The organism is Pseudomonas azadiae, assembly GCF_019145355.1.
GTDB classification, from domain to species: Bacteria; Pseudomonadota; Gammaproteobacteria; order Pseudomonadales; family Pseudomonadaceae; genus Aquipseudomonas; species Aquipseudomonas azadiae.
The window spans coordinates 39,223-61,079 of sequence record NZ_JAHSTY010000002.1 but is presented as its reverse complement, the minus strand read 5'-3'; the positions used below and the strand labels follow the sequence as shown (position 1 = coordinate 61,079).

The 21,857-nt window shown below is 60.3% G+C and carries 18 protein-coding genes; all 18 read right to left on the bottom strand.

What is annotated here, in order from left to right; all coding sequences use genetic code 11:
• Nucleotides 1-128: 128 nt before the first annotated feature.
• The gene (gene kdsA, locus KVG91_RS16615; protein WP_169375604.1) at nucleotides 129-974 is read right to left on the bottom strand and encodes a 3-deoxy-8-phosphooctulonate synthase; all 846 of its coding nucleotides are present in this window, start codon (nucleotides 972-974) and stop codon (nucleotides 129-131) included.
• A gap of 5 nt (nucleotides 975-979) precedes the next feature.
• Nucleotides 980-2,611 carry a CTP synthase gene (locus KVG91_RS16610; protein WP_169375603.1) on the bottom strand — a complete coding sequence of 544 codons (1,632 nt, stop codon included), beginning with the start codon at nucleotides 2,609-2,611 and terminating at the stop codon, nucleotides 980-982.
• 273 nt (nucleotides 2,612-2,884) lie between these two features.
• A complete protein-coding gene (tilS, locus tag KVG91_RS16605; protein ID WP_169375602.1) occupies nucleotides 2,885-4,204 on the bottom strand; it encodes a tRNA lysidine(34) synthetase TilS in 1,320 nt (439 codons plus the stop codon).
• A 159-nt stretch (nucleotides 4,205-4,363) separates the two neighbouring features.
• Nucleotides 4,364-5,311: an acetyl-CoA carboxylase carboxyltransferase subunit alpha gene (locus KVG91_RS16600; RefSeq protein WP_012722607.1), complete on the bottom strand. Its 948-nt coding sequence runs from the start codon at nucleotides 5,309-5,311 to the stop codon at nucleotides 4,364-4,366.
• 151 nt (nucleotides 5,312-5,462) lie between these two features.
• Nucleotides 5,463-8,984, bottom strand: a complete 3,522-nt coding sequence (dnaE, locus tag KVG91_RS16595) for a DNA polymerase III subunit alpha (protein ID WP_169375601.1) — start codon at nucleotides 8,982-8,984, stop codon at nucleotides 5,463-5,465.
• 106 nt (nucleotides 8,985-9,090) lie between these two features.
• Nucleotides 9,091-9,723 (bottom strand): ribonuclease HII, encoded by a 633-nt coding sequence (gene rnhB / locus KVG91_RS16590; RefSeq protein WP_169375600.1) that lies wholly within the window; start codon nucleotides 9,721-9,723, stop codon nucleotides 9,091-9,093.
• Entirely contained in the window at nucleotides 9,720-10,859 is a 1,140-nt protein-coding gene (lpxB, locus tag KVG91_RS16585; RefSeq protein WP_169375599.1) for a lipid-A-disaccharide synthase, read from the bottom strand. The genes rnhB and lpxB overlap by 4 nt, the downstream gene beginning before the upstream one ends.
• Before the next feature lie 2 nt (nucleotides 10,860-10,861).
• The gene (gene lpxA, locus KVG91_RS16580; RefSeq protein ID WP_169375598.1) at nucleotides 10,862-11,638 is read right to left on the bottom strand and encodes an acyl-ACP--UDP-N-acetylglucosamine O-acyltransferase; all 777 of its coding nucleotides are present in this window, start codon (nucleotides 11,636-11,638) and stop codon (nucleotides 10,862-10,864) included.
• Nucleotides 11,635-12,075, bottom strand: coding sequence for a 3-hydroxyacyl-ACP dehydratase FabZ (gene fabZ, locus KVG91_RS16575; RefSeq protein WP_003172281.1), 441 nt, complete (start codon nucleotides 12,073-12,075; stop codon nucleotides 11,635-11,637). The genes lpxA and fabZ overlap by 4 nt, the downstream gene beginning before the upstream one ends.
• Before the next feature lie 111 nt (nucleotides 12,076-12,186).
• Nucleotides 12,187-13,242, bottom strand: coding sequence for a UDP-3-O-(3-hydroxymyristoyl)glucosamine N-acyltransferase (lpxD, locus tag KVG91_RS16570; protein WP_169375597.1), 1,056 nt, complete (start codon nucleotides 13,240-13,242; stop codon nucleotides 12,187-12,189).
• Nucleotides 13,243-13,245: 3 nt separating this feature from the next.
• On the bottom strand, nucleotides 13,246-13,749 hold the full coding sequence (locus KVG91_RS16565; protein WP_033902788.1) for an OmpH family outer membrane protein: 504 nt from the start codon (nucleotides 13,747-13,749) through the stop codon (nucleotides 13,246-13,248).
• A 45-nt stretch (nucleotides 13,750-13,794) separates the two neighbouring features.
• Nucleotides 13,795-16,182 (bottom strand): outer membrane protein assembly factor BamA, encoded by a 2,388-nt coding sequence (gene bamA / locus KVG91_RS16560; protein ID WP_169375596.1) that lies wholly within the window; start codon nucleotides 16,180-16,182, stop codon nucleotides 13,795-13,797.
• A 74-nt stretch (nucleotides 16,183-16,256) separates the two neighbouring features.
• Complete coding sequence (rseP, locus tag KVG91_RS16555; RefSeq protein WP_169375595.1) at nucleotides 16,257-17,609, bottom strand: sigma E protease regulator RseP; 1,353 nt, start codon at nucleotides 17,607-17,609, stop codon at nucleotides 16,257-16,259.
• A 53-nt stretch (nucleotides 17,610-17,662) separates the two neighbouring features.
• On the bottom strand, nucleotides 17,663-18,853 hold the full coding sequence (ispC, locus tag KVG91_RS16550; RefSeq protein ID WP_169375594.1) for a 1-deoxy-D-xylulose-5-phosphate reductoisomerase: 1,191 nt from the start codon (nucleotides 18,851-18,853) through the stop codon (nucleotides 17,663-17,665).
• Nucleotides 18,850-19,656, bottom strand: a complete 807-nt coding sequence (locus KVG91_RS16545) for a phosphatidate cytidylyltransferase (RefSeq protein ID WP_169375593.1) — start codon at nucleotides 19,654-19,656, stop codon at nucleotides 18,850-18,852. Before KVG91_RS16545 ends, ispC begins: the two co-directional genes overlap by 4 nt.
• Nucleotides 19,657-20,412: a polyprenyl diphosphate synthase gene (gene uppS / locus KVG91_RS16540; protein ID WP_169375592.1), complete on the bottom strand. Its 756-nt coding sequence runs from the start codon at nucleotides 20,410-20,412 to the stop codon at nucleotides 19,657-19,659.
• Between the two features lie 17 nt (nucleotides 20,413-20,429).
• A complete protein-coding gene (frr, locus tag KVG91_RS16535; RefSeq protein ID WP_049709667.1) occupies nucleotides 20,430-20,987 on the bottom strand; it encodes a ribosome recycling factor in 558 nt (185 codons plus the stop codon).
• Nucleotides 20,984-21,727, bottom strand: a complete 744-nt coding sequence (gene pyrH, locus KVG91_RS16530) for a UMP kinase (RefSeq protein ID WP_003189161.1) — start codon at nucleotides 21,725-21,727, stop codon at nucleotides 20,984-20,986. The genes frr and pyrH overlap by 4 nt, the downstream gene beginning before the upstream one ends.
• Between the last annotated feature and the right edge of the window lie 130 nt (nucleotides 21,728-21,857).

Below are 21,857 nucleotides of genomic sequence, written 5' to 3'. Positions count from 1 at the left end.
CGACGCAGCTGAAGGAAATCTTTTGACCGACCGCAAGGGCGGAACAACGGGCAGGCTTGCAGGTCCAGGGCCCAGGCCCTTGAGGACCCGAGCAAAAAGCAGAGGAAAGTCTACCGGAGAAACGGCGGTTACGCGGTCTCTACCGTCGGAAAACTCTTGACCAGTTCATCCAGCTGCTTGAGTTGGGCCAGGAATGGCTCCAGCTTGTCCAGGCGCAGGGCGCATGGGCCGTCGCATTTGGCGTTGTCCGGGTCCGGGTGAGCTTCCAGGAACAGGCCGGCCAGGGATTGGCTGATGCCCGCCTTGGCCAGGTCCAGTACCTGCGCACGGCGCCCGCCAGCGGAATCGGCGCGACCACCGGGCATTTGCAGCGCGTGGGTCACGTCGAAGAACACCGGGTATTCGAACTGCTTCATGATGCCGAAACCGAGCATGTCCACCACAAGGTTGTTGTAGCCGAAGCTCGAACCACGCTCGCAGAGGATCAACTGGTCGTTACCCGCTTCCACGCACTTGTTCAGGATGTGTTTCATCTCCTGGGGCGCGAGGAACTGGGCTTTCTTGATATTGATCACCGCGCCGGTCTTGGCCATCGCGACGACCAGGTCGGTCTGGCGCGACAGAAAGGCCGGCAACTGGATGATGTCGCACACTTCGGCGACCACGGCAGCCTGTTCAGGCTCGTGGACGTCGGTGATGATCGGCACGCCGAAGGCTTGCTTGATGTCCTGGAAGATCCGCATGCCTTCTTCAAGGCCCGGGCCGCGATAGGAAGTCACGGACGAACGGTTGGCCTTATCGAAGCTGGCCTTGAACACGTAAGGAATACCGAGTTTCTCGGTCACCTTGACGTACTCTTCACAGACCTGCATCGCCATGTCGCGGCTTTCCAGTACGTTCATGCCGCCGAACAGCGCCATGGGCTTGTCGTTGGCAATTTCGATGTCGCCTACGCGAATGATCTTCTGGGCCATCAGGGTTACGCCTTCTTCTGATGTTGGGTCAGTGCTGCCTTGACGAAGCCGCTGAACAACGGATGACCGTCGCGCGGCGTCGAGGTGAACTCAGGGTGGAACTGGCAGGCCACGAACCAAGGGTGATCCGGCGCCTCGACCACTTCAACCAGCGCGCCATCACCGGAGCGACCGGAAATTTTCAGGCCGGCCTCTTTGATTTGCGGCAGCAGGTTGTTGTTCACTTCATAGCGGTGACGGTGACGCTCGACGATCACGTCCTTGCCGTAGCAATCGTGAACCAGCGAGCCCGGCTCCAGCAGGCAATCCTGCGCACCAAGGCGCATGGTGCCGCCCAGGTCGGAGGCTTCGGTACGGACCTCGACGGCACCGGTGGCATCTTCCCACTCGGTGATCAGGCCCACGACCGGGTGGCCGCTCTTGCTGTCGAACTCGGTGGAGTTGGCGTCTTTCCAGCCCAGCACGTTACGGGCGAACTCGATGACGGCCACTTGCATGCCCAGGCAGATACCCAGGTACGGCACCTTGTTTTCACGAGCGAACTGCACCGCGGTGATCTTGCCTTCCACGCCACGCAGGCCGAAACCGCCGGGCACGAGGATCGCATCAACGCCTTCGAGCAACGCAGTGCCCTGGTTCTCGATGTCTTCGGAATCGATGTAGCGCAGGTTGACCTTGGTACGGTTGCTGATGCCGGCGTGGCTCATCGCTTCGATCAGCGACTTGTACGCGTCCAGCAGCTCCATGTACTTGCCGACCATGGCGATGGTGACTTCATGCTCGGGGTTGAGCTTGGCGTCGACCACGGCTTCCCACTCGGACAGGTCCGCGCCGTTGCATTGCAGGCCGAAACGCTCGACCACAAAATCGTCCAGGCCTTGCGAGTGCAGGATGCCCGGGATCTTGTAGATGGTGTCGGCGTCTTCCAGCGCGATCACCGCACGTTCTTCAACGTTGGTGAATTGCGCGATCTTGCGACGCGAGGAAATGTCGATCGGGTGATCGGAGCGGCACACCAGCACGTCCGGTTGCAGGCCGATTGAACGCAGCTCCTTGACCGAGTGCTGGGTAGGCTTGGTTTTGGTTTCGCCGGCGGTGGCGATGTACGGCACCAGGGTCAGGTGCATCAGCATCGCGCGCTTGGCGCCGACTTCGAAACGCAACTGGCGGATGGCTTCGAGGAACGGCTGGGATTCGATGTCACCCACGGTGCCGCCGATCTCGACCATCGCCACGTCGGCGTCGCCTGCACCCTTGATGATGCGGCGCTTGATTTCGTCGGTGATGTGCGGGATGACCTGGATGGTTGCACCCAGGTAGTCACCGCGGCGCTCCTTGCGCAGCACGTGCTCGTAGACACGGCCGGTGGTGAAGTTGTTGTTCTGGGTCATGGTCGTGCGGATGAACCGCTCGTAGTGGCCCAGGTCCAGGTCGGTCTCGGCGCCGTCGTGCGTGACGAACACTTCACCGTGCTGGAACGGGCTCATGGTGCCCGGGTCGACGTTGATGTACGGGTCCAGCTTGAGCATGGTGACTTTAAGCCCCCGCGCCTCCAGGATGGCCGCCAATGAAGCGGAGGCAATGCCTTTCCCCAATGAAGAAACAACACCGCCCGTGACGAATATGTAGCGCGTCATGAAAAACCCTAGAAGTCTGCGTTAAAGCGGTCCGAGCCGCCGGGGAAAACGAAGAGAGGCCGAAGCCCCCGATCACCTGCATTAATCACAGTGCACCTTTCAAAAAAACCGCCGCGTGGTGACAGACCAGCAATGAAACACCGGTACGTTGATCGCTACACATTTTTTGGAATCGCCCAGCAAAGACTGCTTGGTAATCGGCAACCGCTGTGATTCAGGCGAATCCACAGAAGTTGTATCAAGAAGGGAGCGTAGTCTACCGGAAAGGCGCTATCAGCTCAAACCTTGATCGCAGCTCTGTGGCATCCAATGTAATTGCCAACCCTCACTCGGCACCGCCCAGCGCCCAGCGATGCTGGGCACGCCCAGCAATTGCTCGCCCCGATACAGCAGCGGCAATCTGCCACGCACGAAGCCCGGCAGCCCGCTTTCGTTAAGCAGCCGCTTCAGGTCGCGCCGACCGCGACCTGGCACTTCGATGACTTCACCGCCCTGACGGTAACGGACCTGCAACGGACCTTCGAGCGCGTTGCCCATGAGCTTCAACTGACCATTGCCGGGTAACTCTAGTGGGTTTTGCTGATCAGGCCAGCTCACCGTTGCGTCGGAAAATTCCGACCAAGTGGCGGGCAACCACCAGAGACGCTCGCCGCTACGGTGCAACTCGCCGTCGGCCAGGCGCCATACAGGCTGTGCGTCGCGCTTGGCATCACGCAGGGAAAGCCAACTGGCCCAATGGTCGCTGTCGGGCAGACGTGTCAGCGGCGTCAGCCAATGGCGCAGGGCGTTGCGCTGACGGGCGTCGGAAAGCTCGCGCAGTGGCGCCAGCGCCAGGGACGGCACGTGCAGCCAGGGAAACGGGGAAGGTCGATCGGCGGCGTGCAGGTCCATGCGGGCCAATTCGTCCAGCAGGCCCTGAGCTTCGTTCAAGTGCTCGGCAGTACGTGCCAGGCTCGATACCGCTTGCGGCCACCGCTGCGTCAGCGCAGGGAACACTTTGTGGCGCAGGTAGTTGCGCGAGAAGCGTGAATCGGCGTTGGACGGGTCCTCGATCCACTTGAGCGGGTGCTCCTGAGCGTAGGCCTCCAGCTCGACCCGTGGCACTTCCAGTAAAGGCCGCACCAGATAACCACCCGCCAATGGCCGCTGTGCCGGCATTGCCGCCACCCCTCGCACGCCAGCCCCGCGCAGCAGGCGGAACAACAGGGTTTCAGCCTGGTCATCGCGATGCTGGCCGGTGAACAACACCTCCCCTACCCCAGTCACCTCGGCAAACGCCTGGTAACGCGCCTCACGGGCGGCACGCTCAAGACTGGCGCCGGGTTGCACTTGCACACGCAGGATGCGCAGGGGCACACCCAGGCTGTCACACACTGACTGGCAATGACTTGGCCAGGCATCGGCGGCGGCTTGCAGGCCATGATGGACATGCACGGCGTTGAGGGGCGGCAGGGTTTCGGTTTTTGCCAGGGTAACGAGAAGATGCAGGAGGACGGTGGAATCAAGTCCGCCAGAGAACGCGATGTGCCAGGCCGGGGCAGAGCGCCAGGGGGCCAGGGTTTGCAGGAGTTGGGCGATTAAGGTGGGCTTCATAGCAAAGTACCGCCATCCATCTGGAATGCACTATCCCAGCATACGCAAGCAAATGTGGGAGCGGGCTTGCCCGCGATGCAGGTACCTCGGTCTATCAACTGCACCGAGGTGATGCTATCGCAGGCAAGCCAGCTCCCACATTTGGGTCCTGCGCTGGTCTTAGAGACCGTAGCTCATCAGACGCTCATAACGACGGGCCAACAGCGCTTCGTTATCCAGCTTCTTGAGCATCGCCAGTTGCGAAGCCAGCTCACCACGGATGGTCGCGGCAGCCGCAGCCGGGTCGCGGTGGGCGCCGCCCAGTGGCTCGGCGATCACTTTGTCGACAATGCCCAGGCCTTTGAGGCGATCAGCAGTGATGCCCATGGCTTCGGCAGCGTCTGGCGCCTTTTCGGCGGTTTTCCACAGGATCGAGGCGCAACCTTCCGGCGAGATCACCGCGTAGGTCGAATATTGCAGCATGTTCAGTTGGTCACAGACGCCAATAGCCAGTGCACCGCCGGAACCACCTTCACCAATCACGGTGGCAATGATCGGGGTTTTCAGGCGCGACATGACACGCAGGTTCCAGGCGATCGCTTCGCTCTGGTTGCGCTCTTCGGCGTCGATACCTGGGTAGGCACCCGGCGTGTCGATAAAGGTCAGGATCGGCATCTTGAAGCGCTCGGCCATTTCCATCAGGCGGCACGCCTTGCGGTAGCCTTCCGGACGCGGCATACCGAAGTTGCGCCGCACTTTCTCGCGCACTTCGCGGCCTTTCTGGTGACCGATCACCATCACCGGCTGGTCGTCCAGGCGAGCGATACCGCCCACGATGGCCGCGTCATCGGAGAAGTGGCGGTCGCCATGCAGCTCGTCGAACTCGGTAAAGATGTGCTGGATGTAGTCCAAGGTGTACGGACGGCGCGGGTGGCGAGCCAGGCGCGCGATCTGCCAGCTGGTCAGCTTGCCGAAGATGTCTTCGGTGAGCGTGCTGCTCTTGTCTTGCAGGCGAGCGATCTCATCGCCGATGTTCAGCGAATTGTCATTGCCGACCAGGCGCAGTTCTTCGATCTTGGCTTGCAGGTCAGCGATCGGCTGTTCGAAATCAAGAAAATTCGGGTTCATAAGCGTCCGTCTTGGGTCGACGGCCAGGGGGTGCCTGGCCAGCCGGTTGTCTGTTCGCGCCCTACCTTAAGGGAGAGGCGCGTCCAGGTCGAGATTAAATGTTTCGTCGAGATCAGGCGATTTTCCGTATAAAAAAGAAAGCGCCTGGCCATCAACGGTATTGGAGGAAGACGTTGTCACGGCCGAACTGGTCACGCAATGCTTGAATCAAGCCATCAGCCGGATCAATTCGCCACGTCTCGCCAAACTGCAACATGGCCTTGGCGTCGTTGCCGGTGTACTCCATGGTCACCGGGCACGCGCCACGGTGGCGTTTGAGCAAATCACCCAACCAGCGTAGCTGATCGCCCTTGAGCGCTTCGGTCTTGACCTTCAAGCGCAGACTCTCGGCCAAATTGGTACGCGCATCTTCCATGCTCATCACCCGCTTGATCCGCAGGCGCAGGCCGCCGGAGAAATCATCATTGCTGACCTCCCCTTCCACCACCACCATGGCGTCGGTCTGCAGCAGCGACTGGGCGGAGTGGAACGCGTCGGCAAACAGCGACGCTTCGATGCGGCCCGAGCGGTCGTCTAGGGTGATAAAACCCATCTTGTCGCCCTTTTTGTTTTTCATCACCCGCAGGGCGATGATCATGCCGGCGACGGTCTGGGTGTCTCGCGCGGGCTTGAGGTCGATGATGCGCTGACGGGCGAACCGGCGGATCTCGCCTTCGTATTCGTCAATCGGGTGACCGGTGAGGTACAGGCCCAGGGTGTCTTTCTCGCCCTTGAGGCGTTCCTTGAGGGTCAGTTCCTTGGCCTTGCGGTGGTTAGCGTACACATCCGCATCTTCTTCGACGAACAGCCCGCCAAACAGGTCGGCGTGGCCGCTGTCATGGGTGCGGGCGGTCTGTTCGGCCGCCTTGATCGCCTCTTCCATCGCGGTGAGCAACACCGCGCGGTTGCGGTCGATATTTGCCTGGTAAGCCTTGGGCTCGTCATGGAAATACGGGCCGAGACGGTCGAGCGCGCCGCTGCGGATCAGGCCATCGAGGGTTCGCTTGTTGATGCGTTTGAGGTCCACCCGCGCGCAAAAATCGAACAAGTCCTTGAACGGCCCGTCCTGGCGCGCTTCGGTGATCGCTTCCACCGGCCCCTCGCCCACGCCTTTGATCGCGCCGAGGCCATAGATGATGCGGCCTTCGTCGTTCACCGTGAACTTGAACTCCGAAGCGTTCACGTCCGGCGCATCGAGGCGCAGCTTCATGGTGCGCACTTCCTCGATCAAGGTCACGACCTTGTCGGTGTTGTGCATATCCGCCGAGAGTACCGCGGCCATGAACGGCGCCGGATAATGGGCTTTCAGCCAGGCGGTCTGGTACGACACCAGGCCGTAGGCGGCGGAGTGGGATTTGTTGAAGCCGTAACCGGCGAATTTTTCCACCAGGTCGAAGATGTTACCGGCCAGGTCCGCATCGATATTGTTGGTGGCGCAACCTTCAATGAAACCGCCGCGCTGCTTGGCCATTTCCTCGGGCTTTTTCTTACCCATTGCACGACGCAGCATGTCGGCGCCGCCCAGGGTGTAGCCAGCCATCACCTGGGCAATCTGCATCACCTGTTCCTGATACAGGATGATGCCGTAGGTCGGCGCCAGTACGGGCTTGAGGCCTTCGTACTGGTAGTCGGAGTGCGGGTACGCCAGTTCGGCGCGGCCGTGCTTGCGGTTGATGAAGTCATCCACCATGCCCGATTGCAACGGGCCCGGACGGAACAGGGCCACCAGGGCGATCAAGTCTTCCAGGCAGTCGGGCTTGAGTTTTTTGATCAGCTCCTTCATGCCGCGCGACTCAAGCTGGAACACCGCAGTGGTTTCGGCTTTTTGCAGCAGGCTGTAGGTCGGCTTGTCATCCAGCGGGATAAAGGCGATATCCAGCGGTGCTTCACCCACCTTGGCGCGGTCGCGGTTGATGGTCTTGAGCGCCCAGTCGATGATCGTCAGGGTACGCAGGCCGAGGAAGTCAAACTTCACCAGGCCGGCCGCCTCCACGTCGTCCTTGTCGAACTGGGTGACCAGGCCGTCGCCTTCTTCATCGCAATAGATCGGCGAAAAGTCGGTGAGCTTGGTCGGAGCGATAACCACACCACCGGCGTGTTTACCGACGTTACGCACCACGCCTTCGAGTTTGCGCGCCATGTCCCAGATTTCGGCGGCTTCTTCATCGACCTTGATGAAGTCGCGCAGGATTTCTTCCTGCTCGTAGGCTTTTTCAAGGGTCATGCCGACTTCGAACGGGATCATCTTCGACAGGCGATCGGCCAGGCCGTATGACTTGCCCTGCACCCGGGCCACGTCGCGAATCACCGCCTTGGCGGCCATGGAACCGAAGGTGATGATCTGGCTGACCGCGTTGCGGCCGTATTTCTCGGCCACGTATTCAATGACGCGGTCACGGCCGTCCATGCAGAAGTCGACGTCGAAGTCGGGCATGGAGACCCGTTCCGGGTTCAGGAAGCGTTCGAACAGCAGGTCATATTCCAACGGGTCGAGGTCGGTGATCTTCTGTACATAGGCGACCAGCGAGCCAGCACCTGACCCACGGCCCGGGCCGACCGGCACGCCGTTGTTCTTGGCCCACTGGATAAAGTCCATCACGATCAGGAAGTAACCGGGGAACCCCATCTGGATGATGATATCCAGCTCGAAATTCAACCGGTCGACGTAGACCTGGCGTTTGGCCTCGTAATCTTCGGTGGTGTCTTTGGGCAACAGGACGCTGAGGCGATCCTCAAGGCCGTCGAACGATACTTTGCGGAAGTACTCATCGATGGTCATGCCATCGGGAATCGGGAAGTTGGGCAGGAAGTGCTTGCCCAGCTTCACTTCGATATTGCAGCGCTTGGCAATTTCGACGGAGTTTTCCAGGGCCTCGGGCAAGTCGCTGAACAACTCGGCCATTTCTTCGGCGCTTTTGAGGTATTGCTCTTCGCTGTAGTTTTTCGAGCGACGCGGGTCATCCAGGGCCCGGCCTTCGCCGATACACACGCGGGTTTCGTGGGCCTCGAAGTCTTCCTTCTTGATGAAGCGCACATCGTTGGTTGCCACCAGCGGCGCGCCCAGCTTGTCGGCCAGGGCCACGGCAGCGTGCAGATGTTCTTCGTCGTTGGGGCGGTTGGTGCGTTGCACTTCCAGGTAGAAGCGATCGGGGAACACCTGCATCCACTCGCGCGCCAGCACCTCGGCTTCGTGCGGGTTGCCGCCGAGCAGTGCGAGACCGATCTCGCCCTCTTTGGCTGCCGAGAGCATGATTACCCCTTCGCTGGCCTCGGCAACCCATTCGCGCTCGATGATGATCGAACCGTTGCGCTGGCCGTCGATAAAGCCACGGGAAATCAGTTCGGTGAGGTTGCGATAGCCCACGCCGTTCATGGCCAGCAGGCTGATGCGGCTCAGTGCGTTGTCCGGGTCTTTGTTGGACAGCCACAGGTCGACGCCGCAGATCGGCTTGATGCCGGCGCCCATGGCGTTCTTGTAGAACTTGACCAGGGAACACATGTTGTTCTGATCGGTAACCGCTACAGCAGGCATATTCATGCCCACCAGGGTTTTGACCAGCGGTTTGATCCGTACCAGGCCGTCGACCAGGGAGTATTCAGTGTGCAGGCGTAGATGAACGAATGAAGCCGGCATGATGATCCTGTTCTTATACGAGGGGACAACTATGTGAAGACAACTATATTTGAAGACAGCAAGGCCCGGATTGTACCGGGCCCTGGCAAAAACATCAGCCTTGCGGCTATACCTCGATGAGGCTCTCGCGCAGCTCGTAAGCCTGGCGCACCGGGGCGAAGGAGCGGCGATGGATCGGCGTCGGCCCGAGGCGAGCCAGGGCTTCCAGATGAACGGGCGTCGGGTAGCCTTTATGCCCACCGATGCCGTAGCCCGGGTAGATCAGTTCAAACGCGGCCATTTCACGGTCGCGGCTGACCTTGGCCAGGATCGACGCAGCAGCGATGGCAGGTACCTTGCCGTCGCCTTGAATCACCGCCTCGGCCGGCATTGCCAGTTTCGGACAGCGGTTGCCGTCGATCTTCGCCAGCTTGGGGGTAATATGCAGGCCTTCCACCGCGCGCTGCATGGCAAGCATGGTTGCGTGGAGGATGTTCAGCTCGTCGATCTCTTCGACTTCGGCGCGGGCGATGTGCCAGCTCAGGGCCTTCTCACAAATTTCGTCGTAGAGCTTTTCGCGGCGCGCTTCGGTGAGTTTTTTCGAGTCGTTGAGGCCGAGAATCGGACGGTTCGGATCGAGGATCACCGCCGCCGTGACGACGGCGCCGCACAAAGGCCCGCGGCCGACTTCGTCAACCCCGGCCACCAGCTCGTGGGCTTCGGCAACCAGACTGAAATCCAGGCCCATTTGCGTCGTCATAAAGCGTCCTGTTTTTTGCCGATCAAGGTCAACACGGCGTCCGCCGCCTGATTCGACGCATCACGGCGCAGGGTGCGGTGGATGTCGTCGAAACCGCGGGTCTGTTCTTCACCGCCGTCAATCAAGGGTAGTAGGGTTTTCGCGAGGGCTTCGGGTGTTGCATCGTCCTGCAACAACTCCGGCACCAACAGGCGCTGGGCCAACAGGTTCGGCAAGGAGATGTAAGGGCTTTTGACCATGCGCTTGAGGATCCAGAACGTCAATGGCGCCAGGCGGTACGCCACGACCATCGGTCGCTTGTACAGCAAGGCCTCCAGAGTGGCCGTACCCGAAGCGATCAGCACCGCATCACAGGCCGCGAGCGCCAGGTGCGATTGGCCGTCGAGCAAGGTCAACGGCAGGTTGCGGCCTTCAAGCAGCGTTTCGATCTGTGCACGACGTTGCGGACTCGCGCAGGGCAGTACGAAACGTACGCCTGGCTTCAAGGCTTGCAGGCGCTCGGCAGCGTCAAAGAATACCGAAGCCAGGCGCCCGACTTCGCCGCCACGACTGCCGGGCATCAGCGCGACCAGCGGGCCGGCTGCCAAGCCGAGCTCGGCGCGCGCCGCGGCGCGGTCAGCCTCCAATGGAATGGTGTCGGCCAGGGTATGCCCGACAAACCGCACCGGCACGCCCTTCTCTTCGTAGAACCTGGCTTCGAATGGCAGCAGGGTCAGCATCAAGTCGCAGCCTTCGCGGATCTTGAGCACGCGCTTCTGCCGCCACGCCCACACGGACGGGCTGACGTAGTGCACAGTCTTGATCCCGGCCTGACGCAACTTGAGTTCGATAGTGAGGGTGAAGTCCGGCGCGTCGATTCCGATAAACACGTCGGGCTTTTCTTCAATCAGGGTCTGGATCAGCAGTTTGCGCCGCGCGAGCAGCTCGCGCAGACGGCCCAGTACTTCCACCAGCCCCATGACCGACAAGCGCTCCATGGGGAAATAGGAAACGAGCCCTTCGGCCTGCATCAGCGGGCCGCCGACCCCCATGAATTCCACCGCCGGATGCTGGGCCTTGAGGGCCCGCATAAGACCTGCGCCCAAAATGTCACCGGAAGCTTCTCCGGCCACCAGCGCGATACGCAGATTAGCCATGATCAGCGGGTGATGCCGCGAGTCGACGACTGGATCGAGTCACGGAACACAGCGACTTCCGGGAACGCCGCTGCCGGCTCGGCCAGTTGGATCAACGCCTGGTCCACGGTGAGCCCCTGACGGTAAACCACCTTGTAGGCACGGCGCAGCGCATGGATGGCCTCTTCGCTGAACCCGCGACGGCGCATGCCCTCGAAGTTCATGCTGCGCGCTTCGGCCGGGTTGCCAAAGACCGTCACGAACGCAGGAACGTCCTTGCCGATGGCGGTGCCCATGCCGGAAAAGCTGTGGGCACCGATATGGCAGTACTGATGCACCAGGGTGAACCCGGACAGGATCGCCCAGTCATCAACGTGCACATGGCCCGCCAGCGCGGTGTTATTGACCAGGATGCAATGGTTGCCGATCACGCTGTCATGGCCGATATGCGCGTAGGCCATCACCAGATTGTGATCGCCCAGGGTGGTCTCGGCCCGGTCCTGCACGGTGCCACGGTGAATGGTCACACCTTCACGGATGATGTTGTGATCACCGATTACCAGGCGCGTTTCTTCACCCTTGTACTTCATGTCCGGGGTGTCTTCGCCTACCGAGGAGAACTGGTAGATGCGATTGTGTTTGCCAATGCGGGTCGGACCTTTGAGGATCACGTGCGGCCCGATGACAGTCCCCTCGCCGATTTCCACACCTGCGCCGATGATCGACCAGGGGCCGACCTCAACGTCGGCGGCCAGTACGGCCGACGGATCGATGATTGCGCGAGGGTCAATCAAACTCATAGTTTGCGTTCCGCACAGATGATCTCGGCGGAGCACACCGGCTTGCCGTCCACCGAGGCCTGGCATTCGAACTTCCAGATCTGGCGCTTGCAACTGATGAACTTGGCTTCCAGGATCAACTGGTCACCCGGGGTGACCGGGTTGCGGAAACGCAGCTTGTCGGAGCCCACGAAATAGTAGAGCGTGCCATCGGCAGGCTTGAGGTCGAGCATTTTGAAACCAAGGATACCGGCAGCCTGGGCCATCGCCTCGATGATCAACACGCCCGGCATGATGGGATGCGCGGGAAAGTGACCATTGAAGAACGGTTCGTTGATGCTGACATTCTTGTAGGCACGAATGCGCTTTTCCTCGACGTTGAGGTCCACTACGCGATCCACCAGCAGGAACGGGTAACGGTGAGGCAGGTATTCGCGAATCTCGTTGATGTCCATCATTTCGGGGGGAAGCCTGTAATAAAGATTGGGGGCGGGCGAACTAAGCGCACGCCCCGCTAGCAAATCAAGGAGGCAGTCTAGCGGCTGTGCACACTTGATATGGAAATGGTATCAGCCTTCTGATGAAGCATTACCGCCAGGGGTCACGTCCCCAACACGCTTTTCCAGCTGTTTGAGACGTCGAGCCATGTCGTCGAGCTGCCTCAACCGCGCTGCACTCTTGCGCCATTCAGCCGCGGGCTGCATGGCGGTACCGGAAGAATAGGCCCCGGGCTCGGTAATCGAGTGGGTGACCATGGTCATGCCAGTGATGAAGACGTTGTCGCAAATATCGATATGCCCCACCAGCCCTACACCGCCGGCGAGCATGCAATGCTTGCCGATCCGGGTGCTGCCGGAGATCCCCACACAAGCGGCCATGGCGGTGTGATCGCCAATCTGCACGTTGTGGGCGATCTGGATCTGGTTATCGAGCTTCACGCCGTTGCCGATCACGGTATCGGCCAGGGCCCCCCGATCGACAGCAGTGTTCACGCCAATCTCCACGTCGTCGCCGATCACTACGCCGCCAACCTGGGCAATCTTGTTCCAGATGCCCTTGGCGTTGGCAAAGCCGAAGCCTTCGCCACCAATCACGGCACCCGACTGGATGACCACACGCTTACCGATACGCACATCGTGATACAGGGTTACGCGCGGTGCGAGCCAACCGTCGGCGCCGATTTCACAGCGCGCACCGATAAAGCAATGAGCACCGACCGTGACACCTGCAGCAATGCGCGCACCGCTCTCGATCACCGCAAAGGCACCGATGCTGGCTGCGGGGTCAACCTGGGCATCATCGGCAATCACCGCAGACGGATGAATACCGCCGGCTGCCTTGGGTTTCGGATCGAACAGGTGCGACACCCGCGCATAAGCCAGGTACGGGTCGTCCACCACCAGCGCCTCCCCGGCAAACCCCTCGGCGTCAGCGGCTTTGAGCAACACGGCTGCGGCTCTGCTGTCGACCAGGTATTTACGGTATTGAGGATTTGCGAGGAAGCTCAACTGAGCTGGGCCAGCCTCCTGCAAGGTGGCTAGCCCAGTAATTTCCTTCTCCGGGGAGCCATGCAACGTGGCCCCCAGGAACTCGGCCAACTCGCCGAGCTTGATAGTCGCGGTCATGGCTTACTTCAGCTGGTTCATGCGCTCGATCACCTGACGGGTGATGTCGTATTGAGGCTTGACGTCGATCACAGCGCCACGCTCGAACACCAGGTCAAAGGCACCCTTCTTGATGACTTCTTCCACAGCACTGTCGAGTTTCGGCTTCAGCTGTTTCAGCATTTCACGGTCGGCAACAGCTTTGGCTTCGTTCAGTTCCTTGGACTGGAACTGGTAGTCACGGGCCTTTTGCTTGAACTCAAGCTCCAGACGCTCGCGTTCGCCTTGCTGCATCTTGTCGCCACCGGCTACCAGACGATCCTGGATGCCCTTGGCGCTGCTTTCCAGCGTCTTGAGCTTGGTCAGTTGCGGACCAAATTTCTTCTCGGCATCCACCGCATAACGCTTGGCCGCGTCGGACTCCAGAAGAGCCATCTGATAGTTCAGCACGGCGATTTTCATTTCGGCGAAGGCCGGGGTCGCTACCAGCACGGTTGCCAGCAGAACCAATTGAGTCAACTTACGCACGATGTACTCCTACAGAATCCGTTGTCGTTATCTTGGGTCAGACGCTTAGAACGTCTGGCCGAGGGAGAATTGGAAAATCTGGGTTTCAGCGTTATCCGGTTTCTTGATCGGCATGGCCAGAGCAAAGCTCAATGGGCCAAGCGCGGTCACCCAGGTCACACCCACACCCACGGAGCTTGCCAGGTTGCTGAGACTCACGTCGTTGCACTTGGTGTCGGATTTCAAGCCACTCGGGTTAGTGATCTGTTCGCACTTGGAGTCGAATACATTACCCACATCCCAGAAAACCGAAGTACGCAGGGAACGCTGATCCTTGACGAACGGCAGAGGGAAAAGAATCTCTGCGCCACCTTGAATCAGCACGTTACCACCAAATGGCAGCGGGTCATTGTCCGAATCAAGTCGCGTCCCGACGTTGCCGGTCCGGTCCACCCCACGGCTTGGCGTACCGCGCGGGCCCAGGGTGCTGTCCTTGAAACCACGAACCGAGTTGAAACCACCGGCATAGTAGTTTTCATAGAATGGCAGGCCATCGGTCGAACCGTAACCGTCGCCATAGCCCAGCTCAGTGTGCAGGCGCATGGTGTAGTTATCGCTCAACGGCGTGAACAACTGGCCACGGTAGTCGAGCTTGAAGAACGACAGGTCGCTGCCCGGCGTGGTGGTTTCCAGGGTCAGGCTCTGGGAGTGACCACGGGTCGCCAGTACACCTTTGTTCAGGGTCGACTCGGACCAGCCGGCAGACGCCTTGAAGTTCAGGAACTTGTCACCTTCACGGCGGGTGAAATCAAAGATTTCGTCCACGGTGTAAACACCGGTCTTGATCTCATCCTGTTGCGCAGTGAGGCCAAAGGTCAGGCGCGAGGTCTCGCTGATCGGGTAACCCACGTTGACACCGGCACCCAGGCTGTCGATCGCATAGCTTGCAACGTCAACGTCGAGGTCTTTGTAGTCGGTGGTGCGGTAGAAGGCGTTGTAGCCCAGGCTCACACCGTCGGCAGTCCAGTAGGGGTCGGTATAACCAAAGTTGTATCGGCTCTGGTATTCGCTTCGGGTCAGGCCGATAGACACTCGGTTACCGGTACCCAGGAAGTTGTTCTGGGTGATCGAACCACCGAGGATCAGGCCGGCACTTTGTGCGAAGCCCACGCTGGCGGTGATCGAGCCCGACGCCTGCTCTTCCACGGCGTAGTTCACGTCAACCTGGTCATCCACACCCGGCACGGCCGGGGTTTCGACGTTGACTTCCTTGAAGAAGCCCAGGCGCTCAAGACGCGTCTTGGACTGGTCGATCAGGTAGGTCGATGCCCAGCCACCTTCCATCTGGCGCATTTCCCGACGCAGCACTTCGTCCGAAGACTTGGTGTTGCCACGGAAGTTGATGCGGTTCACGTAGGCACGCTTACCAGGATCGACCACGAAGGTGATGTCCACGGTGTGATCATCATCGTGCGGGGTCGGCACGCCGTTGACGTTAGCGAAGGTATAGCCTTCGTTACCCAGGCGGCGGGTGATCAGTTCGGACGTGGTGGTCATCAGCTTGCGCGAGAACACCTGGTCCTTCTGCACCAGCAGCAGCGCCTTGACCTGGTCTTCAGGCACTTTCAGGTCGCCGCTGAGCTTCACGTCACGAACCTTGTACTTCTCGCCTTCGTTGACGTTGACCGTGATGTAGACGTGCTTCTTGTCCGGGGTGATGGACACCTGGGTCGAAGCGATATCCATGTTGATATAGCCACGATCCAGGTAGTAGGAGCGCAGGCGCTCCAGGTCACCGGAGAGTTTCTCACGGGCGTACTTGTCATCGTTCTTGAAGAACGACAGCCAGTTGGTGGTCTTGAGTTCGAAGAGGTCGATCAGGTCTTCGTCGGCGAATTTGGTATTGCCCACCACGTTGATGTGCTGGATCGCCGCCACGGTGCCTTCGTTGATGTTGACCTTGAGACCGACACGGTTGCGTGGCTGCGGCACCACTTCCGTTTCCACGGTGGCGGAATAACGGCCCTGGGCAACGTACTGACGTTGCAACTCGTTACGCACACCTTCGAGGGTGGCGCGCTGGAAGATCTCGCCCTCGGCCAGGCCGGATTGTTTCAGCCCCTTCATGAGGTCTTCAGTAGAGATCGCCTTGTTGCCCTCGATCTCGATACTGGCGACGGAAGGTCGCTCGACGACAGTAATGACCAGGACGTTGCCTTCGCGACCCAGTTGGATGTCTTGAAAGAAACCGGTTTTGAACAGCGCACGAGTGGATTCCACCAGGCGACGGTCATCAGCCTGTTCACCGACGTTCAACGGTAAGGCACCAAAGACGCTACCGGCGGAAACCCGCTGGAGGCCGTTGACACGAATATCGGAGATGGTGAAGGACTCGGCGTGAACTTCGGCGATCATCAATACGGTGAGAACCGCAGTTAGCAGCAGACGTTTCATGAAGTCCTTTCTTATTCCAACTGGCAATAAACAAACTGCCGCAAAATGCGGCAGATTCGCAATTCAGCGAAGCGTTACAGTCGACCCAGATCGTTGACCAAGGCTAATAACATCACCCCGACCACCAAACTGATACCGATCTGTATCCCCCAACCCTGCACCCGATCCGACAAGGGGCGACCACGCGCCCACTCGACCAGATAAAACAACAGATGCCCCCCATCCAATACTGGAATGGGCAACAAATTCAGAACACCCAGGCTGATACTCAGATAAGCCAGGAAATTCAGGAAATCCGCGACACCCGACTGGGCAGAAGCGCCCGCCACTTTAGCAATGGTTATCGGTCCACTCAAGTTTTTTACCGAGAGCTCGCCGAACAACATTTTCTTGAGGGAGTCGAGGGTCAGCACACTCATGGTCCAGGTGCGTTTTGCACCCTCGCCAATCGCTGCCAACGGCCCGTAACTGACCTCGCGCACCATCGATGGCGGCCACTCGACTCCTTTGACCCCGGCACCCAGGTAACCCCCGGCCGCCTTGGCCTCCCCACGCACCGACAGGGTGACGGGGACGTCGATTTGAGCACCGTCGCGCTCAACTTTCAGCACAATTTTGGTATCAGGACGTACACGGACCAGGTCGACCACCTGCTGCCAGTCACCCAATGCCTGGCCATCGAGGGCCAGCAGGCGATCGCCGGTCTTGAGACCAGCGGCCTGGGCCGGACCTTTGGGGTCAAGCTCGGCCAGCACCGGTGGCAGGGCCGGACGCCACGGTCGAATGCCCAGGGATTTGATCGGATCAGGCTCGTCAGCGCCTTTGAGCCACTGATCAAGAGCCAGCTCACGCGGGGTTTCGGTGGTGGAATCCTGCTCGCGCACCACGACCTTGACCGTGCCGCTTTCGCCGAGACGACGCACCAGCTGCAAATTGACCGCGCCCCAGCCCGTGGTGGGTTCGCCATCAATGGATACAATTTCCTGCCCGGCCACCAGCCCGGCCTTGGCGGCGATACTGTCCGACTCGACCGCGCCGATGACCGGACGCACCTGCTCGCTGCCCAGCATGGCCAAGACCCAGAAGAACACCATCGCCAACAGGAAGTTGGCGATCGGGCCGGCGGCGACAATGGCGATACGCTGACGAACGGTCTTGCGATTGAAAGACTGGTCCAACTGGTCTGCCGGCACTTCGCCTTCGCGCTCATCGAGCATCTTGACGTAGCCGCCCAACGGGATGGCCGCAATCACGAACTCGGTGCCACGGCGGTCATGCCAGCGCAACAGCGGCATGCCGAAACCGACGGAAAAGCGCAATACCTTGACGCCGCAACGCCGCGCCACCCAGAAGTGGCCGAATTCGTGGAAGGTAACCAGCACGCCCAGAGCAACCAGGGTGCCGACAATCATGTAAAGCGCACTCATCTAATTTCTCCGCATTCCAATCCAGTGCCTGAAGACTCAAACCCGCCTGCAGGCTAACGCGCGTTGCGGTTCAACCATTGCTGTGCCAGGGCTCGGGCCTTGGTATCAGCTTCGAACACCGCCCCCAGATCACTCACCGGGACGACTGGCTCAAGTGCCAGGACGTCCTCGATGATACTCGCGATCTGCGGAAAGCAGATGCGCCGTTCAAGAAACGCCGCCACCGCCACCTCATTCGCCGCATTGAGCATCGCCGGCGCACTGTTACCCGCTTGCGCAGCTTGCCGCGCCAGGCGCAAACAAGGGAAGCGCTGTTCGTCCGGCGCTTCGAAGTCCAGACGGGCCACCGCAAACAGGTCCAGGGGCGCGACGCCGGAGTCGATCCGCTCCGGCCAGGCCAGCGCATTGGCGATCGGTGTGCGCATATCGGGGTTGCCCAACTGCGCCAGCACCGAACCGTCCACGTAGTCGACCAGAGAATGAATCACACTCTGCGGATGAATCACCACTTCGACCTGCTCCGCACGCGCATCGAACAACCAGCACGCCTCGATCAGCTCCAGCCCCTTGTTCATCATGCTGGCCGAGTCGACCGAAATCTTGCGCCCCATGGACCAGTTCGGGTGGGCGCACGCCTGGTCAGGCGATACATGCTCAAGCTCCGCCAGCGGGGTTTGCCGAAACGGCCCACCGGAGGCGGTCAGCAGGATCCGACGCACGCCAACCTGGCTCAAGCCGCGGGCGTAGTCACCGGGCATGCACTGGAAGATTGCGTTGTGCTCGCTATCGAGAGGCAACAGCACGGCGCCGCTGTTGCGCACCGCCTGCATGAAAAGCGCGCCGGACATGACCAGCGCTTCCTTATTGGCCAGCAGAATTTTCTTGCCCGCATCAACGGCAGCCAAGGTAGGACGCAAGCCCGCAGCACCCACAATGGCGGCGACCACGGTATCGACTTCGGCATCAGCGGATACCTGGCACAGCCCCGCCTCCCCCACCAGTACCTGAGTGGCCAGCCCGGCAGCCCGCAGATCGTCCTGCAGCCCCCGCGCAGCAATGGCTTCAGGCACGACGGCGAAACGCGGTACATGTCGCACGCACAACGCCAGCAACTCGCTCAAACGGCTGAAACCGGTGAGGGCGAAAACTTGATAGCGATCAGGATGACGAGCAATCACGTCCAGGGTGCTCAGCCCCACCGAGCCGGTTGCACCCAGCACGGTCACTTGTTGCAGGCGGCTCACGAGGCAGTCATCCAGAGCAGCACGGCAAAGATCGGGATCGCAGCCGTCAGGCTATCGATACGATCCAGCACGCCGCCATGGCCCGGCAACAGGTTGCTGCTGTCCTTGATCCCGGCCTGGCGCTTGAACATGCTTTCGGTGAGGTCACCCACCACCGAGATGAAGACGACAATGGCCGTGGCCACCAGCGCCAGGAGGATATCCTTCACTGACCAGCCACGCACAACACCGACCACCAGCGCGATCACAAGCGTCAACGCCAGGCCGCCATAGACGCCTTCCCAGCTCTTGCCCGGACTGACCGAGGGCGCCAGCTTACGCTTGCCGAACGCCCGGCCGGAGAAGTACGCGCCAATGTCGGCCCCCCAGACCAGCACCATGACAGCCAGGATCAGCCAGTTACCCATCGGATAACGCTTGATCTCCACCAGCCCTTGCCAAGCCGGCAACAGGATCAACAGCCCGATTACCAACTTGCAGGCCACACTGGACCACTTGCCGCTGGTGCGCGGATAGGTCAGCACCAGGAAGGTTGCCAGCGCCCACCACAGGACTGCCGCCCCCAACACCCACGGCGCAATGTCCGGCAGGATGTACAAGAGAAACGCCAGGGCCGCCACGACAGCGGCGTACACCACGCGCGGCAACTGGGCACTGAAACCTGCCAGGCGCGCCCATTCCCAGGCACCCAGGGTGACGACCAGGCCGATAAACAGCGCAAAGCCGGAACCCTCGAGCAGGAAAAACCCACACAAGGCGATCGGCAACAGGATCAGGGCTGTAATGATTCGTTGTTTAAGCATTTAAACCCGGGCTCCAGCTTCGATCTGCTCGCTCGTTTTACCGAAGCGACGCTGACGGGAAGCGAAATCGGCCAGTGCTTTACGCATGGCATCGTGTTTGAAGTCCGGCCAGAACAGGTCGGAGAAGTACAGCTCAGTGTAGGCCAGCTGCCACAACAGGAAATTGCTGATGCGGTGCTCACCACCGGTACGGATGCACAAGTCCGGCAGCGGCAGGTCGCCGGTGACCAGGCAGGTTTGCAACAGTTCGGGCGTGATGTCGTCGGGTCGCAGATGACCGGCTTGCACTTCACGGGCCAGCCGCTGTGCGGCCTGGGCGATATCCCACTGACCACCGTAATTGGCTGCGATCTGCAGCACAAAACGATTGGCACCGGCAGTGATCGCCTCGGCTTCGCGCATGGCGGCCTGCAGTTCCGGGTGGAAGCGCGAGCGGTCGCCAATGATGCGCAGGCTGATGTTGTTGTCGTTGAGGCGCTTGGCCTCACGACGCAACGCCTTGAAGAACAGGTCCATCAAGGCACTGACTTCTTCGGCGGGCCGTTGCCAGTTTTCACTGGAGAAGGCAAACAAGGTCAACACTTCGACCTTGGCCTCGGCACATACCTCGATCACAGCCCGTACCGCATCGACACCCGCTTTATGCCCGGCGACGCCCGGCATGAAGCGTTTCTTCGCCCAGCGATTATTCCCATCCATGATGATCGCGACATGGCGCGGCACCACGGAGGGTACAGTCTGCTTGGTCTTTTCCATGAAGGCGTCCTGACCCCTTATACGGCCATCAGGTCCTTTTCTTTTTCTTCCGTGGCCTTGGTGATCTGGGCCTCGGCATCCTTGGTCAGCTTGTCGATATCAGCAACGGCACGACGCTCTTCGTCTTCGCTGATTTCCTTGTCCTTGACCAGCTTCTTCAGGTCACCCAGCGCATCGCGACGGATGTTGCGCACGGCAACGCGCGCGTCTTCGGCGGCACTGCGCGCCTGCTTGGTGAAGCCCTTGCGGGTTTCTTCCGTCAGCGCCGGCATGGAGATCAGCAGCAACTCGCCCAGGTTGGTCGGGTTGAGGTTCAGCCCGGCGCTCTGGATAGCCTTGTCGACGGCGCCGAGCATGTTGCGCTCGAAGGCCACGACCTGCAGGGTGCGCGAGTCTTTTACGGTGATGTTGGCCACTTGGGTGATGGACGTATCCGCGCCGTAGTACGGCACCATCACGCTACCCAGGATGCTTGGGTGAGCCTTGCCCGTACGAATCTGACCAAATGCATGGTTCAGGGAGTCCAGGGATTTCTGCATACGCTCTTGAGCGTCTTTCTTGATTTCGTTGATCATTGTTGGCCTTCCTCGATCAGAGTCCCTTCTGCGCCGCCGTGTACGATATTCAGCAGGGCGCCGGGCTTGTTCATGTTAAATACGCGCAACGGCATCTTGTGGTCGCGGCATAGGCAAATAGCCGTCAGGTCCATCACGCCCAGCTTGCGATCCAGTACTTCATCGTAGGTCAGATGATCGAACTTCTCGGCATGCGGGTCTTTGAACGGATCTGCGGTGTATACGCCATCCACCTTGGTGGCCTTGAGCACCACGTCGGCGTCGATTTCGATGGCGCGCAGGCACGCCGCCGAATCGGTAGTGAAGAACGGATTACCCGTGCCGGCGGCGAATATCACCACTTCCTTCGAGTTCAGGTGGCGCATGGCTTTGCGGCGATCATAGTGATCGGTCACACCGACCATGGAAATAGCCGACATCACGATAGCCGAGATATTGGCACGCTCCAGGGCGTCGCGCATGGCCAGGGCGTTCATCACAGTGGCCAGCATGCCCATGTGGTCGCCGGTAACCCGATCCATACCGGCCGCACTCAGTGCCGCGCCACGGAACAGGTTGCCGCCGCCGATCACCAGCCCGACCTGTACGCCGATGCCGACCAGTTGGCCGACTTCCAGCGCCATGCGGTCGAGTACCTTGGGATCGATCCCGAACTCTTCCGAGCCCATCAGGGCCTCGCCGCTAAGCTTGAGTAGAATGCGTTTATAGCGAGCCTGATAACCACTGCCCTGCTGAGCCATTGCGAATCTCTCCTGCGGCGTATTTTAAAAAATTCATGGCGAGCCGTTTACGGCTTGCGTTCACTCCAGCAGACGCTGCTACAGCGCCATCGGAACACGGCTTTGTAAGCCAGTTCCGAAGGGAAGCCAA

Excerpts from the sequence above, each read along its gene's own strand:
- rnhB (WP_169375600.1), bottom strand. The coding sequence starts at position 9,723 with ATGACGACGCAAATGGGCCTGGATTTCAGTCTGGTTGCCGAAGCCCAC.
- lpxB (WP_169375599.1), bottom strand. The coding sequence starts at position 10,859 with ATGGCTAATCTGCGTATCGCGCTGGTGGCCGGAGAAGCTTCCGGTGAC.
- lpxD (WP_169375597.1), bottom strand. The coding sequence starts at position 13,242 with ATGACCGCGACTATCAAGCTCGGCGAGTTGGCCGAGTTCCTGGGGGCC.
- KVG91_RS16610 (WP_169375603.1), bottom strand. The coding sequence starts at position 2,611 with ATGACGCGCTACATATTCGTCACGGGCGGTGTTGTTTCTTCATTGGGG.
- KVG91_RS16600 (WP_012722607.1), bottom strand. The coding sequence starts at position 5,311 with ATGAACCCGAATTTTCTTGATTTCGAACAGCCGATCGCTGACCTGCAA.
- rseP (WP_169375595.1), bottom strand. The coding sequence starts at position 17,609 with ATGAGTGCGCTTTACATGATTGTCGGCACCCTGGTTGCTCTGGGCGTG.
- KVG91_RS16545 (WP_169375593.1), bottom strand. The coding sequence starts at position 19,656 with ATGCTTAAACAACGAATCATTACAGCCCTGATCCTGTTGCCGATCGCC.
- bamA (WP_169375596.1), bottom strand. The coding sequence starts at position 16,182 with ATGAAACGTCTGCTGCTAACTGCGGTTCTCACCGTATTGATGATCGCC.
- pyrH (WP_003189161.1), bottom strand. The coding sequence starts at position 21,727 with ATGGCTCAGCAGGGCAGTGGTTATCAGGCTCGCTATAAACGCATTCTA.
- fabZ (WP_003172281.1), bottom strand. The coding sequence starts at position 12,075 with ATGATGGACATCAACGAGATTCGCGAATACCTGCCTCACCGTTACCCG.
- frr (WP_049709667.1), bottom strand. The coding sequence starts at position 20,987 with ATGATCAACGAAATCAAGAAAGACGCTCAAGAGCGTATGCAGAAATCC.
- tilS (WP_169375602.1), bottom strand. The coding sequence starts at position 4,204 with ATGAAGCCCACCTTAATCGCCCAACTCCTGCAAACCCTGGCCCCCTGG.
- kdsA (WP_169375604.1), bottom strand. The coding sequence starts at position 974 with ATGGCCCAGAAGATCATTCGCGTAGGCGACATCGAAATTGCCAACGAC.
- dnaE (WP_169375601.1), bottom strand. The coding sequence starts at position 8,984 with ATGCCGGCTTCATTCGTTCATCTACGCCTGCACACTGAATACTCCCTG.
- lpxA (WP_169375598.1), bottom strand. The coding sequence starts at position 11,638 with ATGAGTTTGATTGACCCTCGCGCAATCATCGATCCGTCGGCCGTACTG.
- uppS (WP_169375592.1), bottom strand. The coding sequence starts at position 20,412 with ATGGAAAAGACCAAGCAGACTGTACCCTCCGTGGTGCCGCGCCATGTC.